This window comes from Rhizobium sp. CAU 1783, assembly GCF_054551725.1.
The window spans coordinates 713,047-728,292 of the sequence record NZ_JBTOLM010000001.1; the positions used below are offsets into that span (position 1 = coordinate 713,047).

At 65.3% G+C, this 15,246-nt stretch carries 15 protein-coding genes; 5 read left to right on the forward strand and 10 right to left on the reverse strand.

Annotated elements, in window-relative coordinates:
• Nucleotide 1 precedes the first annotated feature (1 nt).
• Nucleotides 2-775 carry an alpha/beta fold hydrolase gene (locus ACX93L_RS03205; protein WP_459403496.1) on the forward strand — a complete coding sequence of 258 codons (774 nt, stop codon included), beginning with the start codon at nucleotides 2-4 and terminating at the stop codon, nucleotides 773-775.
• Nucleotides 776-864: 89 nt separating this feature from the next.
• Here the strand turns inward: ACX93L_RS03205 and ppk2 are convergent, their stop codons facing one another.
• Complete coding sequence (gene ppk2 / locus ACX93L_RS03210; RefSeq protein WP_459403497.1) at nucleotides 865-1,965, reverse strand: polyphosphate kinase 2; 1,101 nt, start codon at nucleotides 1,963-1,965, stop codon at nucleotides 865-867.
• A gap of 306 nt (nucleotides 1,966-2,271) precedes the next feature.
• Here ppk2 and ACX93L_RS03215 point away from each other — a divergent pair, with 306 nt between their 5' ends.
• Nucleotides 2,272-2,940 (forward strand): CerR family C-terminal domain-containing protein, encoded by a 669-nt coding sequence (locus ACX93L_RS03215; protein WP_459403498.1) that lies wholly within the window; start codon nucleotides 2,272-2,274, stop codon nucleotides 2,938-2,940.
• Here ACX93L_RS03215 and ACX93L_RS03220 read toward each other — a convergent pair.
• The gene (locus ACX93L_RS03220) at nucleotides 2,937-3,845 is read right to left on the reverse strand and encodes a metallophosphoesterase family protein (RefSeq protein ID WP_459403499.1); all 909 of its coding nucleotides are present in this window, start codon (nucleotides 3,843-3,845) and stop codon (nucleotides 2,937-2,939) included. The genes ACX93L_RS03215 and ACX93L_RS03220 overlap by 4 nt on opposite strands.
• Nucleotides 3,846-3,886: 41 nt before the next feature.
• On the opposite strand from ACX93L_RS03220, the gene ACX93L_RS03225 reads away from it, so the two are divergent.
• Entirely contained in the window at nucleotides 3,887-4,378 is a 492-nt protein-coding gene (locus ACX93L_RS03225; protein WP_459403500.1) for an NUDIX domain-containing protein, read from the forward strand.
• Here the strand turns inward: ACX93L_RS03225 and ACX93L_RS03230 are convergent.
• Nucleotides 4,356-5,369 (reverse strand): glutathione S-transferase family protein, encoded by a 1,014-nt coding sequence (locus tag ACX93L_RS03230; RefSeq protein WP_459403501.1) that lies wholly within the window; start codon nucleotides 5,367-5,369, stop codon nucleotides 4,356-4,358. The genes ACX93L_RS03225 and ACX93L_RS03230 overlap by 23 nt on opposite strands.
• A gap of 260 nt (nucleotides 5,370-5,629) precedes the next feature.
• On the opposite strand from ACX93L_RS03230, the gene ACX93L_RS03235 reads away from it, so the two are divergent.
• On the forward strand, nucleotides 5,630-6,178 hold the full coding sequence (locus tag ACX93L_RS03235) for a GNAT family N-acetyltransferase (protein ID WP_459403502.1): 549 nt from the start codon (nucleotides 5,630-5,632) through the stop codon (nucleotides 6,176-6,178).
• Here ACX93L_RS03235 and ACX93L_RS03240 read toward each other — a convergent pair.
• The 3 genes from ACX93L_RS03240 to ACX93L_RS03250 form a co-directional block, all read right to left on the reverse strand.
• Nucleotides 6,162-6,581 carry a GNAT family N-acetyltransferase gene (locus ACX93L_RS03240; protein ID WP_459403503.1) on the reverse strand — a complete coding sequence of 140 codons (420 nt, stop codon included), beginning with the start codon at nucleotides 6,579-6,581 and terminating at the stop codon, nucleotides 6,162-6,164. The genes ACX93L_RS03235 and ACX93L_RS03240 overlap by 17 nt on opposite strands.
• 136 nt (nucleotides 6,582-6,717) lie before the next feature.
• Entirely contained in the window at nucleotides 6,718-7,050 is a 333-nt protein-coding gene (locus ACX93L_RS03245) for a PIN domain-containing protein (protein WP_459403504.1), read from the reverse strand.
• A 3-nt stretch (nucleotides 7,051-7,053) separates the two neighbouring features.
• Complete coding sequence (locus ACX93L_RS03250; RefSeq protein ID WP_459403505.1) at nucleotides 7,054-7,263, reverse strand: hypothetical protein; 210 nt, start codon at nucleotides 7,261-7,263, stop codon at nucleotides 7,054-7,056.
• Between the two features lie 227 nt (nucleotides 7,264-7,490).
• On the opposite strand from ACX93L_RS03250, the gene ACX93L_RS03255 reads away from it, so the two are divergent.
• Nucleotides 7,491-8,294 (forward strand): bestrophin-like domain, encoded by an 804-nt coding sequence (locus ACX93L_RS03255; RefSeq protein WP_459403506.1) that lies wholly within the window; start codon nucleotides 7,491-7,493, stop codon nucleotides 8,292-8,294.
• Between the two features lie 64 nt (nucleotides 8,295-8,358).
• On the opposite strand, the gene ACX93L_RS03260 is transcribed toward ACX93L_RS03255, so the two are convergent.
• Genes ACX93L_RS03260 through ACX93L_RS03275 form a run of 4 tightly spaced genes read right to left on the reverse strand, consistent with a single transcriptional unit; the run spans nucleotide 8,359 to nucleotide 15,190 of the window.
• Nucleotides 8,359-10,428, reverse strand: a complete 2,070-nt coding sequence (locus ACX93L_RS03260; RefSeq protein ID WP_459403507.1) for a hypothetical protein — start codon at nucleotides 10,426-10,428, stop codon at nucleotides 8,359-8,361.
• A gap of 1 nt (nucleotide 10,429) precedes the next feature.
• Nucleotides 10,430-13,237 carry a DUF4159 domain-containing protein gene (locus ACX93L_RS03265; protein WP_459403508.1) on the reverse strand — a complete coding sequence of 936 codons (2,808 nt, stop codon included), beginning with the start codon at nucleotides 13,235-13,237 and terminating at the stop codon, nucleotides 10,430-10,432.
• Complete coding sequence (locus tag ACX93L_RS03270; protein WP_459403509.1) at nucleotides 13,234-14,154, reverse strand: DUF58 domain-containing protein; 921 nt, start codon at nucleotides 14,152-14,154, stop codon at nucleotides 13,234-13,236. The genes ACX93L_RS03265 and ACX93L_RS03270 overlap by 4 nt, the downstream gene beginning before the upstream one ends.
• A 22-nt stretch (nucleotides 14,155-14,176) precedes the next feature.
• Nucleotides 14,177-15,190 (reverse strand): AAA family ATPase, encoded by a 1,014-nt coding sequence (locus ACX93L_RS03275; protein ID WP_459404132.1) that lies wholly within the window; start codon nucleotides 15,188-15,190, stop codon nucleotides 14,177-14,179.
• Between the last annotated feature and the right edge of the window lie 56 nt (nucleotides 15,191-15,246).

Below are 15,246 nucleotides of genomic sequence, written 5' to 3' on the forward strand. Positions count from 1 at the left end.
CATGGCGCTCCACGCGGTCGCGATCGGAGATGTGAGAACGACACCGCCGCTCGTGCTGTTGCACGGCTTCGGCGGCGGGGCCTTCATCTGGCAGAAGGTCATGGCGGGGCTGGGCGCTGGCCGTCCGGTCATCGCCTATGACATGCCGGGGCATGCCGGTTCGCTCAATGCCGAAGGTATCGGCAGCGCCAGCAAGATGGCGAAGGCGATCCGCAACGATCTCGACCTGCGTGGGGTCACGGCCTTCCACGTCGCCGGCCACTCGCTCGGCGGCGCGACCGCCGCGCTTCTCGCACTCAAGGATCCGAGGCGGGTTCTCAGCGCAACGCTGCTTGCCCCCGGGGGTATCGGATCGGCGATCAACCACCGGGTGCTTGCCCATTATGCCAGGGCGGAGACGCATATCGACCTCGTGCGGGCGCTCGAGGTCATGAGCGGGTTCAATGCCGGGCTGCCGGAGGAGATGATCGAGGAGATGCTGCGGCTTCGGCACATGCCGGGATCGCGCGATGCGCTCGACAGGATCTTCGATGCGATCACTTATGTCGCTTCGACTGGCGAGCGGCTGCAGGGCGAACTGCCGCTCGAGGCGCTGGCCAACCTGACCATGCCGATCCGCGTCGTCTGGGGGATGGAGGACTGCGTGTTGCCGGCGGGACAGGCAGACCGGCTTCCGGCCAACATGGCACTGACCCGGATCGCCAATGCCGGCCACATGCTGGTGGACGAATGCCCTGAGGCGGTCGCGAGCCTGCTCCGCGAAATGACGGCCTGAGAGCTGCCCGACCACGGTTCCCTAAGGTTTCAAGATGTTTCGGCCGGCGGATGCAGCGTGCGTCCGCCGGCCTTCTTCATGGCAGGTCTTCAGTTCGTTCCGAAGACGTATTCGCCGCGTTCGTGGATGGTGTTGGCGCGGCCGACCAAGAGCGTGTCGACCCTTCCGATCCGCTCGGGATCCTTGCCGGTATAGGGCAGGGAGTGGAGCACGTAGCGCATGGCGTTCAGCCGGGCCCGCTTCTTGTCGTCCGACTTGATCACCAGCCAGGGCGAATCCGCCGTGTCGGTGTGGAAGAACATGGCTTCCTTGGCCCGCGTATAGTCGTCCCACTTGTCGAGCGACGCGAGGTCGACGGGCGAGAGCTTCCACTGCTTGAGCGGGTGAACCTTGCGCTCCTTGAAACGGCGGCGCTGTTCGTCCTGGCTCACCGAGAACCAGAACTTGATGAGATGGATGCCGCTGCGCACGAGATTGCGCTCGAACTCCGGCGCCTGCCGCAGGAATTCACGGTACTCCTCGTCGGAGCAGAAACCCATGACCCGTTCGACGCCGGCGCGGTTGTACCAGCTGCGATCGAAGAGCACGATCTCGCCCCGCGTCGGCAGGTGTTCGACATAGCGCTGGAAATACCACTGGCCACGCTCGACTTCACTCGGCTTTTCGAGCGCGACGACACGGGCGCCGCGGGGATTGAGATGTTCCATGAAGCGTTTGATGGCGCCGCCCTTGCCGGCAGCATCGCGCCCCTCGAACAGGATGATGATGCGCTGGTTCGCTTCCTTCACCCAGGACTGAAGCTTGAGCAATTCGGTCTGCAGAACGAACTTCTCGTGTTCGTAGTCGCGCCGAAGCATCTTGTACTTGAACGGATAGCCGCCGTCGCGCCAATCATCGGCGAGCTCGTCGCTGCTGACGCGGGGGTGGCCCGAGGGCTTGGGCAGGCCGAGCTGCTTGCGCAGGCGGCTCGCGTCGTCCGGGGAGGCGCCGTCTATGATCGCCTCGATCCCGGCCTTGATTTCACCGTCGCCGCCGGCTCCCAAAGCAATCTCGGTCATGGCCGACAGCTCGGCTTCCTGGGCGGCCGCGCTGCGTTCCTCGGCAAGGCCGGATTCCACAACCGGGGGGAGGGCAGTGACGACATTTCCGTCAATCGGGGTTGCGTTCTTTTCTGCGTCCTGGTGCGCCATGGTTCTCCTCTCGTATTGTCCTGATGTCTGTTGTCGTGTCCGGCACTCGTCGCAGAAGACAAGCGCCGACAAAACGAAGCCGCCCGCACCGACATTGTACCTGCGAGCTGCATCTCGGCGAACATTAGGCGCTTCGAATGACCGCGCAGCATTGACTTGGATCAAGATTCTCAAGGCTTGCCGGCGGGGTGTCCGGCGGGCCTCACACTAACCCGGCGGTGGGCGCAAACCCTCGAAAAGGCTAGTTGAATTTCCTCGGACGTGCTCTTAATCAATCGACTGATCAGGGTTCGGGAGGGTGGTTTCATGGCCAGGCAGGTATCGGGTGCTGCGGCGACGCGGGCGTCGCTGGTCTCTGCCGCGCTCGAGCTCTTCGGCAACCACGGCTATGACGCGGTATCGACCCGCCAGATCGCCGACCATGCGGCCGCCAATATCGGCAGCATCGCCTATCATTTCGGCGGCAAGCCGGGCCTGCGCAATGCCTGCGTCGAATATGTGATCGAGGTCATCGTCGAGGCGCTGGGCCCCGGTTTCAGCCAGCCCCTGCCACCCCATCTCAAGCCCGACGAGGCACTGAACCTTCTCGAAGGCATGATCGGCACCCTGATCCGCATCGGCTCGACCCGACCCGACGCCGACCAGATCTCCAATTTCATGACGCGGGAACTGGTGATGCCGGGAGAGGTCGACGGGCTGCTCTATGACCGTATGGCGCAACCCCTGCATGACCGCTTCTGCGAACTGTTCGCCATAGCCGTCGGCCGGCCGGACAACGTCGCCGGGCTGGAGCTGACGGTGTTTTCGCTGCTCGGCCAGTCGGTGTTCTTCCGGATCTGCAAGCCGGTCGTGGTCAAACGGATGGGATGGAAGGGCTTCGGGCTCTGCGAGGCGCAGGCGGCGATAGCGGTGTTTTCCGACAATCTGAAGGCGATCGTCGCCTATCACCGGGCGCGAAACGGACTCGGTGGCTAGCCGATCAGCATCTGGTGATGTTCGTGGCGCAGCTTGGTCACTGCGTCGAACAGGCCGTAACGGTCCCACTTCATCTGCCACTCGCCCGGCTTGCCGCTGATCGAGAAGAGGTTGAAACCCGCAGCTGGTTTGTGGGCGCCCGGGCCCTGCGAGGCCGAAGATATGCCAACGACGGGGACCCGCTTGCCGTGACTGTCGAGCCAGTAGAGGGTGTTGAGGTGGGTGTGGCCGTGCAAGACGAGTTCTGCGCCGCCCAAAGAGATTGCGGCCGCGAAACGGCGGATGCCGATCATGCGCTTGTGGGATGCCGCGGCACCCCGGATCGGCGGATGGTGGATCATGACGACGCGGAAGAGGCCTTCCTCGCCGGCTGCCTTTAGCAACTCGACGGTTTCGCGCGCCTGGCGCGCACTGAAATAGCCCGTTGCCGAAAAGGGAGGCGTGGCGATCGAGGTGGAACAGCCGATCATCGCCACCGGGCCGCGCCGGCGGATATAGGGGAAGAGCTTGTAGCCTTCCTTCCAGATCAGCGGGTCGTCGTCGCCGCGCAAGTAGTCGTACCAGGCCTGTACCGCCTTGTCGTGGGCGCCGGGAACATAGGCGTCGTGATTGCCGGGCACGACGGAGGTGTCGAGGGGCGCGCCGGTGCGGCGCAGCCATTCGGCGGCAAGCCGGATCTCGATGCCGGAGGCGAGGTTGACGAGGTCGCCGGTGATGGCGAGATGGTCGGGCGCCTGTTCGCGGATGCCTTCGATGACGAGGTCCAGCGCGTTGGCGAAAAGGTGCTTGCGCCGGTTACGGTGCCAGTTCACATATCCGGTGATGCGCTTGGAGGCGAGTTCGCGAAACGTCAGATTTGGCAATGGGCCCAGATGGACGTCGGATATATGCGCGAGCTTGAACATGGCGCTTGTCTTAAAGGCGCGGTGCGACAGGAGCAAGAAGAATGAGCCAGTCGGGCGACAGGGATGAGAGGCTGACGGGTGGACGCAGTCTGCTCGTCCGGATTCTGCACGGCTATTTTGCCGTATCGCGTGGCATGACGCTCGGCGTGCGGGCCGCCTGTTTCAACGAGGAGGGCAAGGTCTTCCTGGTGCGCCATTCCTATGTTCCGGGCTGGTACATGCCGGGCGGCGGGGTGGAGCGGCGCGAAACCGCGCTTCAGGCGCTCGAAAAGGAGTTGCGCGAGGAGGGGAACCTGATGCTCACCGCCCGGCCCGAACTCTTCCATGTCTACTTCAACAGCCGCATCAGCCAGCGCGACCATGTGCTGCTCTACAAGGCTCAGGTCGTGCAGACGGCGCCGCGCCTTGCCGATCGCGAGATCGTCGAATGCGGCTTCTTCGATCCCGCCGATCTGCCGGACGAGGTGACCGCCGCCACGCGGCGACGGCTGCTCGAACTGAGCGGGACGGTTACGCCTGCCGATATCTGGTGACGTCCGCCTGCGCTGAGAGACCTTCCCGTCCGTGAGGCCGGTCGAGATCCAGTTCCGGTCCGGCGGGTACGATGCCGGTCGGATTGATCGTCTTGTGGCTGCGGTAGTAGTGATGCTTGATGTGGTGGAAGTCGACCGTTCCGGCCACGCCCGGCGTCTGGTAGAGGTCGCGCACATAGGCCGAAAGGGTCGGATAGTCGGCGATGCGGCGGATGTTGCACTTGAAATGGCCGACATAGACCGGATCGAAACGGATGAGCGTGGTGAACAGCCGCCAGTCGGCCTCGGTCATGGCGTCGCCGAACAGGTAGCGCTGGCCGGAGAGCCGTTCTTCCAGTTCGTCGAGCATGGCGAAGAGCGGATAGACCGCACTTTCATAGGCTTCCTGGGTCGTGGCGAAACCGGCCTTGTAGACGCCGTTGTTGACCCGGTCGTAGACGCGGGCATTGAGGGCGTCCATTTCCTCGCGCAGCGCGAGCGGCGACAGGTCGAGTGCGGAGCCGGTCAGGCCGTCGAAGGCGGTGTTGAACATGCGGATGATGTCGGCCGATTCGTTCGAGACGATCGTGCCGGTCTGCTTGTCCCACAAGACCGGCACGGTGACGCGGCCGGAGTAGGCCGGATCGGCCTTCAGGTAGATCTGGTAGAGGTAGTCCGAGCCGAAGAGATGATCGACGGTCGCGCCATCGCGGTCGTGGAACTCCCAGCCGTTTTCCACCATCAGCGGATCGACGATCGAGAGCGAGATCAGGTCCTCGAGGCCCTTCAGCTTGCGGAAGATCAGCGTGCGATGGGCCCAGGGACAGGCCAGCGAGACGTAGAGATGATAGCGGCCCGCCTCGGCCTTGAAGCCGCTACGGCCGGTCGGTCCGGCGGAGCCATCGGCGGTCACCCAGTTGCGGAACTGCGCCTGCGAACGCTTGAAATGGCCGGCGGTCGATTTCGTGTCATACCAGACGTCGTGCCAGACGCCCTCAACGAGCATGCCCATCGGCATTCTCCCCATTGGTGTTCATTTTCTGCCTAATCACATACGCCTCACGGCCCAGATTGGGAGATGCGAATGATTGAACAGTGCGTTTTTCCATTGGACGGGCCGAAAAAATGCTGCTATCCGGATTCCCGCTTAACAAGGATAACCCTTTTTCATGACCGCACCACGGACCCTGCGACGACGCTGATGCTTCCCGAACGCCCTTTCGGCGTCATCGAGAACCCATATCTACGTCTGTCTTCTGGTTCGGTCATTCCATGAAAAATCACGACCTTGTCTACCTCACCGAGGATGCGTCGCACGACGCGGTCATCGAGCACATCAACGAAGAAGCTTTCGGCCCCGGCCGGTTCACCCGCGCCGCTGCGCGGATCCGCGAGCAGGGGCCACATGACCGGCACCTCTCCTTCATCTGCGCCGACGATGGCGAGACGATCGCTTCCGTCCGCATGACCCCGGTGACGGCTGGTTCGGTCAAGGGCCATCTGCTCGGACCACTGGCGGTCCGGCCGTCGCACAAGAACCGGGGCATCGGCCGCGAGCTGGTCAGGATTGCCATCGACGCCGCCCGGCGGGCGGGCTCCGAGGCCGTCATCCTGATCGGCGATCCGCCTTACTACATGCCGCTCGGCTTCGAGAAGGTGGCCTGGAAGGCGCTGGAGTTTCCGGGCCCGGTCGATCCGGCCCGGGTTCTGGTCGTACCGCTCGGCGAAGACGTGCACGAACGTCTCAACGGCGTGATCGCGTGGCGGGCTGACGAGGCCAAGGCCGCGGCCGCCGAAGGCGCGCTCAGAAAAGCTTCTTGAGCCAGGTGATCGCGTAGTCGCCGGTAAAATTGTCTATCGCTCCGCAGATCTCGTAGCCCTGCCTCTGATAGGCGCGGCGGGCGTCGGGATTGATCGTGTCGATATAGGCACCCTTGCAACCGCGCGCCTTCGCCTCGTCCTCCGCCGCCTGCAACAGTCGCCCGGCGGTGCCTGTCCCCCGCAGGCGCTCGGGCACGAACAGCATTTCCGTGTAGAGCCAGCCGCGCCCGGTATAGCCGATCAGGCCGCCATCGACCTTTCCGTCCTCGTCCGTCAGGGGGATGAAGAGGTTCTTGCGGTCGGTCGGGCCGAGCATGTCGGTGTTAAAGTCGAGGATGCCCTTGCGGATCACGTCGCGGGCGTCATCGGGGACGGTGTCGGAGAGGGGGAGTTCGTTGGGCATGGGGAACCAGGAATTACAGTCGCGGCGAAGCGAATGAGTCAGCATACGATGACGTCTAAATAGTCAGGCGACGCGAGTTCCCGCAATATGGTGTCACGCGTAATGATCGGAACTCCTTTCGCTCTGGCTGTCGCAATCAAGAAACAGTCGCCCGGATCCCGATGCCCGGTGACGTCAACCACGCAGCGGCCTCGCAGGCGATCTTCTGTCGGATCGGGATGATCTTTGCTCCAGAAGCTGCCACCGAGGCTGAGAACCATTTTGAGGGGGAACCTCCACCGAGGTTCGGTGGATCCTTGTGGACTGGTTTGCGAGATGCAATCGTCAGCTCCCAAGCCGTGATTGGGGAGACGTAAAGGGTCTGCGTGATCTGGTTTTGACCAATGGCCACAAGGGCTTCCTCTGACAGTGTGCTCGCGGCCGTAACCAGCCAGTAGAGCGCGTGAGTGTCGAGAAGTGCGCCCGCCACGGCTCAGCTCTTGGCGGGTCGGGTAGGCGTCTTTGTTGGCCGATCTTTGAGAACCTGCTCGGCAATCGGCTTGGTTAAGTCGATGCTGTCTTTCAGCGGCAACTGAGAGGATTTCATGGAGTTCGCACCTCGCACTTCTACAAAATGCCCGCTGCGCGAGTCGCGCACCGTCCAAGTTCCACTTGATCCTTCATTGAGCCGTGCTTTTGTCATGGTATTACTCCAGCAGCAATAAGTGATCATTGCGAGCCTTACGAAGAATAGCGAGAGGTGTGAGTGGCCGCGTGAGGCACTCTCCACTCCAATTCTGACCTATGCTGACCTTTTTTCAACATACCCGGCGAGACTTTTGGCGCCCATGGCGACATGATCGCGAAAGGTCACGCCAGCGATGATCTGCAGGCATTGAACGTTCATCAGCTTTCGATCATGTTGCCGCCATGGAAACACTGATCGACTATTTCACTTCGGCGGCCAGCGGCATCGGGTTCGTCGTCCTGACCATCGGCATCGTCCTCGCAAGCTATTTCGTTGCGCGAAAGCTGCTGCATCCGGGCAACGAGGGGGATCGGACACTGGAAGTCGCCGGAAGCGTCGCCGTCCGGGTGGCGACGCTGCACAGCCTCATCCTCGGCCTCGTCTATGCCCAGGAACTCGACGACTACAAGGCGGTTCGATCCAATCTGATCGACGAGGCCGTGGCGATCTCGGATGTCTTCAACGACGTCCGGCGCTATGGCGGGCCGGTGACGCTCGAGGTCCAGCAGGGCCTTGCGCATTATGTCGCCGTGGTCGTCGACGAGGAATGGGGCCGGCTGGCGCGCCATGAGGGGCTTTCGCCCAAGGCATGGCAGGCGTGGGAGGGGGTGTATGACACCATCCTGGATCTCACGCCGGTCAGCGAACGCGAGCGCTATCTCAGCGCGAGGATGAAGGAGAGGGCGTCGGCGATTGCAAAATATCGGCAATTGCGCGAGGCGCCGTCGATGAACCGTTTTTCCGGGCTGTTCTGGGCGCCCGCGCTCATCGGCCTGGTTATCGTCTCTGCGGCCTTCTACATCTATCGACCGTCTCGGACACACCTCGTTCTGCTCAGCCTGTTCGGGGCCTATTCCGGCGTGATCCTGTTCTTTATCTTCGCCTTCGGAAATCCGTATGCCAATCCGGGCAAACTGCAGCCGCGTCCCTTCCAGCACCTGCTCGATGGCGACTTCCGGGCGGTATTGCCGCCAAAGTCAGGCTGACGCGGAGCGACGTTGAAACCGGCCGAAATCTGTCGGCACGTCGGCTGAAGGCGCCGCTATCCTGCTACCGTCCCTCGCGCCACCACGTCGCCGAGATCGCGAGCAGCAGCACCGCCAGTCCGGCGAAGCCGGCAAAGAGCGGCAGGGTGTTGACGCCCTTCAGCACGGTTTCGTCGGTCAGGCGGACGAGGAGCCGGCTGTCATCGGCGAGGCGGACGGCGCCGCGCACGGGCAGGATGTCGGGCAGGCGGATGCCGCCATTGCCGTCGTCGAGGCGGGCGAGGTGGCCCTTCGTCTCCGTGGCCAGCGGTTTCAGCGTGTCGAGCGTCGAGACCATGGCCTTGAATTCCGGCGCATCGACTGCGCCGACATGGACGAGCGTGGAAAACTCGCCATTGGAGATGGTGAAGAGCCCGGTCTCGTCCATGCGTTTTTCGGCGCGATAGAGGCCGGGGGCGGTTTCGGCGAGCGGCAGCGCTTCGGTCTTGCCGGAGGGATAGCGCACGGTGGCGACACCCGGATCGCCGCCGATGGTCTGGCGGGTCACCTCGAGCGTGCGGCCGGAGGCGCGGGCCTTCAAGGCCTCTTCCTCGAGTTCCGGTTCCTTCATCAGCCAGTGGGCGATGCGGCGATAGAGCGAGACATGCGGGCCGCCGCCTTCGAAACCGCGGGCCCAGAGCCAGCCCTGGTCGGAGAGAAGCATGGCGACGCGGCCTTCCTCGGCGCGGTCGAGGACCAGCAGGGGGCGGCCGTCGGCGGCGGTCATCACGGTCTCGCCGCGCGGCGGGTCGACGTCGACGCTACGGAACCAGCGGCCCCACTGCGGCGGCTCGTCGGTCGAGCCGTCGAGGCCGCGGGTGACGGGGTGGCGCTTGCCCTGGTCGGACAGGCGCGGATAGAAGGCCGCCTGGTGCACCTCGCCGGTGGGGGCGGCGGGCAGGACCGCGGAGAGCGGCGTGATGGCGATCGAATCCTCGCTCGCATGTTCGGGGCCGGCGGCGATCAGCAACGCGCCGCCCTTCTTCACGTATTCGGCGATGTAGTCGTAATAGAGAATCGGCAGCACGCCGCGGTGCTGGTAGCGGTCGAAGATGATCAGGTCGAAGTCGTTGATCTTCTCGACGAAGAGCTCGCGGGTCGGGAAGGCGATCAGCGACAGTTCGTTGATCGGCGTGCCGTCCTGCTTTTCCGGCGGTCTCAGAATGGTGAAATGCACGAGGTCGACGGCGGCATCCGACTTCAACAGGTTACGCCAGGCGCGCTCGCCGGCATGGGGCTCGCCGGAGACCAGCAGGACGCGCAGGTTCTCGCGAATACCCTCGATCAGGTGAATAGCCTTGTTGTTGACCTCGGTCACTTCGCCGGGCGTCGCGGCGACCTCGAACTCCAGCACATTGGCGCCGCCGCGCGGGACCTTGAAGCTGAACGGCGTCTCGGCACCCGGGACGGCGTTCAGCGTCGCGATCTCCTCGCCGTTCATCCGCACGGTTACGGTTGCCGGCGTGTCGGTGCGACGGCCGTCGTCGAAGACGCGGAGCGCCAGTTCCTGTTCCTCGCCGACGATGCCGAAGCGCGGCGCGCGCAGCACTTCGATCCGCCGGTCGAACTCGTCGGCACGACCGGTGATCAGGGAATGGACGGGGGCGTCGAAGCCGAGGGCTTCAGCACTCTGCGGAATGTCGTGAACCTGACCGTCGGTCAGGAAGACCGCGCCGCCGATCCTGGCGGGCGGGACGTCGGCGATGGCCGAGGCGAGGGCTTCAAAGAGGCGGGTGGAGGGGGCGTCGGAGGTCGCCGGATCCTTCACCTCGACAATGCGCGGCTCGATGCGGCCGAAACGCGAAAGCCGATCCTTCAGTCCGGCAAGGGCGGCATCGGTCATCGCCACGCGCTCCGGCGTTTCCTGGCTCTGGCTGCGGTCGACGACAACCGGCACGACGGTGGAAAGCGGCTCGCGGTCCTCCTGCATCAGCAGGGGATTGGCAAGGGCTGCGAGCACGGCCGCCGAGGCGGCGAGACGGACCGCAGTGCCCCGGATGCGGCGGGCAAAGCCCGCGGTCGCCAGGATCAGCGCGACGAGTGCCAAGCCGAGAAGCACGAACCACGGGACGAAGGGGGCGAATTCGAGCGTCATGTCACTGCCCCAACCGTTCGAGCAGGGCCGGCACATGCACCTGGTCGGCCTTGTAGTTGCCGGTCAGCATGTACATCATGATGTTGACGCCGGAGCGGAAGGACATTTCCCGTTGCGTCTCGTCCGGCGGCACGGTCGGCATCAGGGGGGCGCCGTTGCCGTCGACCGCCCAAGCGCCGAGCATGTCGTTGCCGGTGATCAGGATCGGCGAAACCCCGTCGCCGGAGGAGACGACACCGCTGTTGGTGGTCTTGGCTTCCTGGCGGGCCTCGACCCAGAGCGGGCTTCCGGTATAGCGGCCGGGGAAATTGCTCAGCAGATAGAAGGAGCGGGTCAGCACGTGGTCGGCGGGCACCGGCTCCAGCGGCGGAATGTCGATGTTGGCGAGGATCGCCTGCAGGCGCTCGCCGTTGGCGCTTGGCCCATCGGTGTCACCAAGCGCCGAGAACTGGTCGCGGGTGTCGAACAGGACGGTGCCGCCGGCGCGCATATAGGCGTCGATGCGGCTGATCGCGGCGGCGGACGGCATCGGCGCGGTCGCCGAGATCGGCCAGAAGATGATCGGGTAGAAGGACAACTCGTCCTTGGTGATGTCGAGCCCGACCGGCGGGGCGGGTTCCAGCGTGGTGCGGTAGGTAAGGAAATCGGTGAGGCCGCGCAGGCCGTTTTCGGAGAGGCGGTCGACCTCGTCCTCGCCGGTCACGACATAGGCGAGATGGGTGTTGTCGAGGCGTTCGAAGATGACCTCGTCACCGGGCTTTGCGTCGTCGGCCACTGCGCGGTCGGCGGGAAAGCCGAGGCTGAGGGTCGCCAGGGCGAGCACGACGGTCCCGGCGGTGCGGCGCGGCAGCCGCGCAAAGGCTCCGCCCATGAACAGCACGACGAGGCTGTCGACGACGAGCAGCAGGAAGGCCAGGCTCAACAGCGCGGGTTTGAGTGGGGTGGCGGCGGTACCGACGAGCGGTTCACGGGCAATCGCCATCGGGGCCTCGGTGTTCAGGGGCTTGAGCTCCGCGCCGGCGGGCAGCAGGTTGAGCGCGGCAAATCCGTCTTCGGTGCCATAGAGGCCGGGCGGATTGTCGAAGGTGGCAGCCGCGGGCCTTGCCGGACCGATGTCGAGCGGCCGCGCATTGCCCGGATCGGCGATCAGGGCGCCGCGTTCGTCCAGCAGCCGGAAGGGGGCAAGCGTCGCGCGGGCTGAGGCATCCGGCGAGGATGCGGCGGTGCCGACGCGGGAAAGCTGGACGATCCGGCGCAGCATTTCGACGAATTCGCCCGAGATCGGCAGGTCCGACCACGTCGCCTCGGCGCTGACATGGAAGAGCACGACGCGGCCGGCACCATTTTCCTTGACCGTGACGAGCGGGGTTCCGTCGGCGAGGCTCGCCCAGGTGCGTTCGGCGAGATCCGGCGTCGGCTCGGCCAGGACCTGGCGCTTGATCAGCACGCCTTCGGGGCGGGCCATGCCGGCGAAGGGGCCGAACTTGGGGAAGTCGGCAAGCGGCTGCGGTTCCGCCCAGGAGAGCGCGCCGCCGAGTTCGCGTTCGCCCTGGCGCAGGATGACGGGCACCAGCGGATCGTTGACGGGGGCGGCGGCGAGGCGCGGACCGGCAAAGCGGATCAGCGTTCCGCCCTGGTTGATCCAGCGCTGCAGCGGTTCGTAGACGTCGGCCGGAAGGCGGCCGATATCGGCCATGACGATGGCGGACGGTTTTTGCGCGAGGATCTCCGGGATCGAGACAGCGAGATCGGGCACGCCCGGCTTCAAGAGGTCGGCGTAAGGGGCGATCGCCCGCTCGATGTAGTAGAGCGGCGACAGCAGCGGCTGGAAGGCATCGCCGACATCGCCGGAAAGCAAGGCCACGCGGCGGCGGCGGAAACCGTCGTCGAGCAGGTGGGTGGAACCGGCGCTGGCAAGGCCGGCAATCGAGAGCCGCGCGAAGTCGTTGCGCAGTTCGAAGGGAGCGGCGACCTCGCCGGTCGCCAGCGTCTTGTCCGCGGGGAAATTCACGGTGCCGGAGGCGATGACGCGGCCCTGCCGGTCCTGGGCGTCGACGATCAGGCTGCGGGCCTCGCCGCCATCCAGTCGCGAGACCGTGACCGTCAGGGCATCGGCGCCGTTGGCCGCCGCCGTGATGGCAGTCGCGGCGGTCTTGTCTCCCTCGATCAGCCGGAGCTGCGCCGGCGAAAGGGCTGCAAGGTCGGACAGCAGCCGTTCCTTGTCGTCGGCGGCAATGCCATCGGAGAGATAGACGAGCGTCCCGGGGCGGGTTCCGCCGAGGGCGGCGGAGGTCGCCTCGATCGCCCGGGCACGATCCGGACGCAGCGGTTTCGGCCGGGCCGCACGCAGGCGTTCGAGCGCCTTGGCCGCGCCGGCCGGCACGGCGTCGTGGGAGGCATCGGCGGTGAAGACGATCGACACCGGCAGGTCGCGTTCGCTCGCGTCGCCGATCAGCGCCTCGGCGGTTGCAACCCGCCGGTCCCAGTCGGAGACGGTGGCCCAGCCATTGTCGACGACCAGCACCAGCGGGCCATCGCCGGAAAGGGAGGCATTCCGCGGGTTGAGGACCGGATCGGCGAGGGCGAAGATCACCAGGGCTGCGAGAAGCATGCGCAGCAGGGTCAGCCACCACGGGCTCTTCGACGGCGTCTCGTCGCGCTTCAACACGCTGGCGAGGATGCGCAGCGGCGGGAAGACTTCGCTCTTCGGCCTCGGCGGGGTGAGCTTCAGCAGCCACCAGATCAGCGGCAGCACGGCCAGGGCAATCAGCACGGCGGGGGCGGCGAAGGCGATCGGGAGCGCGTTCATGCCGGCACGCTCCGGCTCACGAGCGGCGGCGTACCGGAGAGATACATGTGGACCGCGACCAGCGCCTCGGAGGCGAGCCGGTCCGTGCCGTGGTGGACGAAGCTCCAGCCGAGACGGCGCAGCTGTTCGCCGAGGTTTTCGCGGCGGGCGAGATAGGCGCGGCGGTAGTCGTCACGCAGCCCCTCTGCGCGGCCGGAGACAAGCTTTTCACCGGTTTCCGGATCGGTGAATTCGGTGCGTCCTGAATAGGGGAAGGTCTCTTCCGCGGGGTCTGCGATCTCGACCACATGGCCTCGCAGGCCGCGGCGGGCGAGCGGCGCGATCTTTTCCATGATGCGGTCGGCGTCATCGAGGAAATCGCCGATCAGCACGATGTCGCTCGTGCCGCGGATCATGGTGGTGTCCGGCAGGCCGTCGGATAGCGGCGCATGTATGATTGCTGTCGCCAGCCGTTCGGCGGCGTTGCGGGCGGCCACCGGCTCCATCACGCCCGGGCAGCCAATGCGTTCACCGGATCGTGCCAGGATTTCGGCGAGCGCCAGCATCAGAACCAGCGCACGGCTTTCCTTCGAGACCATGCCGAGCGTCGACTTGTACATCATCGACGGGGACATGTCGGCCCAGAGCCAGACGGTGTGGGCGGCCTCCCATTCGCGGTCGCGGATATAGGTGTGGTCGTCGCGGGCCGAACGACGCCAGTCGATGCGGGCGAAACTCTCACCCTCGGCATAGGGGCGGAACTGCCAGAAATTCTCGCCGATGCCGCGCTTGCGGCGACCGTGCCAGCCGGCGATCACCGTGTTGGCGATGCGGCGGGCTTCGACCATGCAGTCGGGCACCAGAACCGCACGCTGGCGGGCGCGTGTCAGCGCGTCGCTGGCGGAGGTCTGCTCGACGATCTGGCCTATGCTTGCCACGGTTGCATCGCCTTTCCGGTCATCAGCCGCGCGCCTGCCTGACGAGATTGGCGATCACGTCGCGCACCGACATGCCTTCGGCGCGGGCGGCGAAGGTGAGCGCCATGCGGTGTTCGAGCACGGGTTCGGCGAGAGCATGGACGTCGTCGAGCGAGGGGGCGAGGCGGCCTTCATAGAGGGCGCGGGCGCGAGCGCAGAGCATCAGCGCCTGACCGGCGCGGGGACCCGGACCCCAGGCGACGGACTTGTCGGTATCCGCATTGCCGTGGCCGGGGCGGGCCGACCTGACGAGGGAGAGGATGGCGTCCACCACGCTGTCGGAAACCGGCATCTGGCGGATGAGCTTCTGGATTTCGAGTAGGCGGGCGGCATCGACGACGCTCACGGCCTTCTGCTCGCTGACGCCAGTGGTCTCGAGCAGGATCTGTCGTTCGGCGGCGAGTTCGGGATAACCGACGTCGACTTGCAGCAGGAAACGGTCGAGCTGGGCTTCCGGCAGCGGATAGGTGCCTTCCTGTTCGAGCGGGTTCTGGGTTGCCAGCACGTGGAAGGGGGCCGGGAGATCATAGGGCCGGCCGGCGATCGTCACGTGGTATTCCTGCATCGACTGCAAGAGCGCCGACTGCGTGCGCGGGCTGGCGCGGTTGATTTCGTCGGCCATCAGAAGCTGGGCGAAGACGGGGCCTTTGACGAAGCGGAAGGAACGCCGGCCGTTCTCGTCCTGGTCCATGACCTCGGTGCCGAGAATGTCGGAGGGCATCAGGTCGGGCGTGAACTGGATGCGGTTGGCATCGAGACCGAGTACGGTGCCGAGCGTGGTCACGAGCTTGGTCTTGGCGAGCCCCGGCACGCCGACGAGCAGCGCGTGGCCGCCCGACAGGATGGCGAGAAGGGTGTTCTCGACGACCTTTTCCTGACCGAAGATCACGCGTGACACGGCCTGCCTGACGGCGGCGATGTCGGCCAGCGCCTTTTCGGCGGCCTCGACGATCGCCTTCTCGTCAAGCGCCGCATCCGGGGTCGGCATCATGCCCATGGTCTTCTCCATCTGGTTTCGCCATCGCTGCCGAATCGGAAGCTCTTTCCGACCGC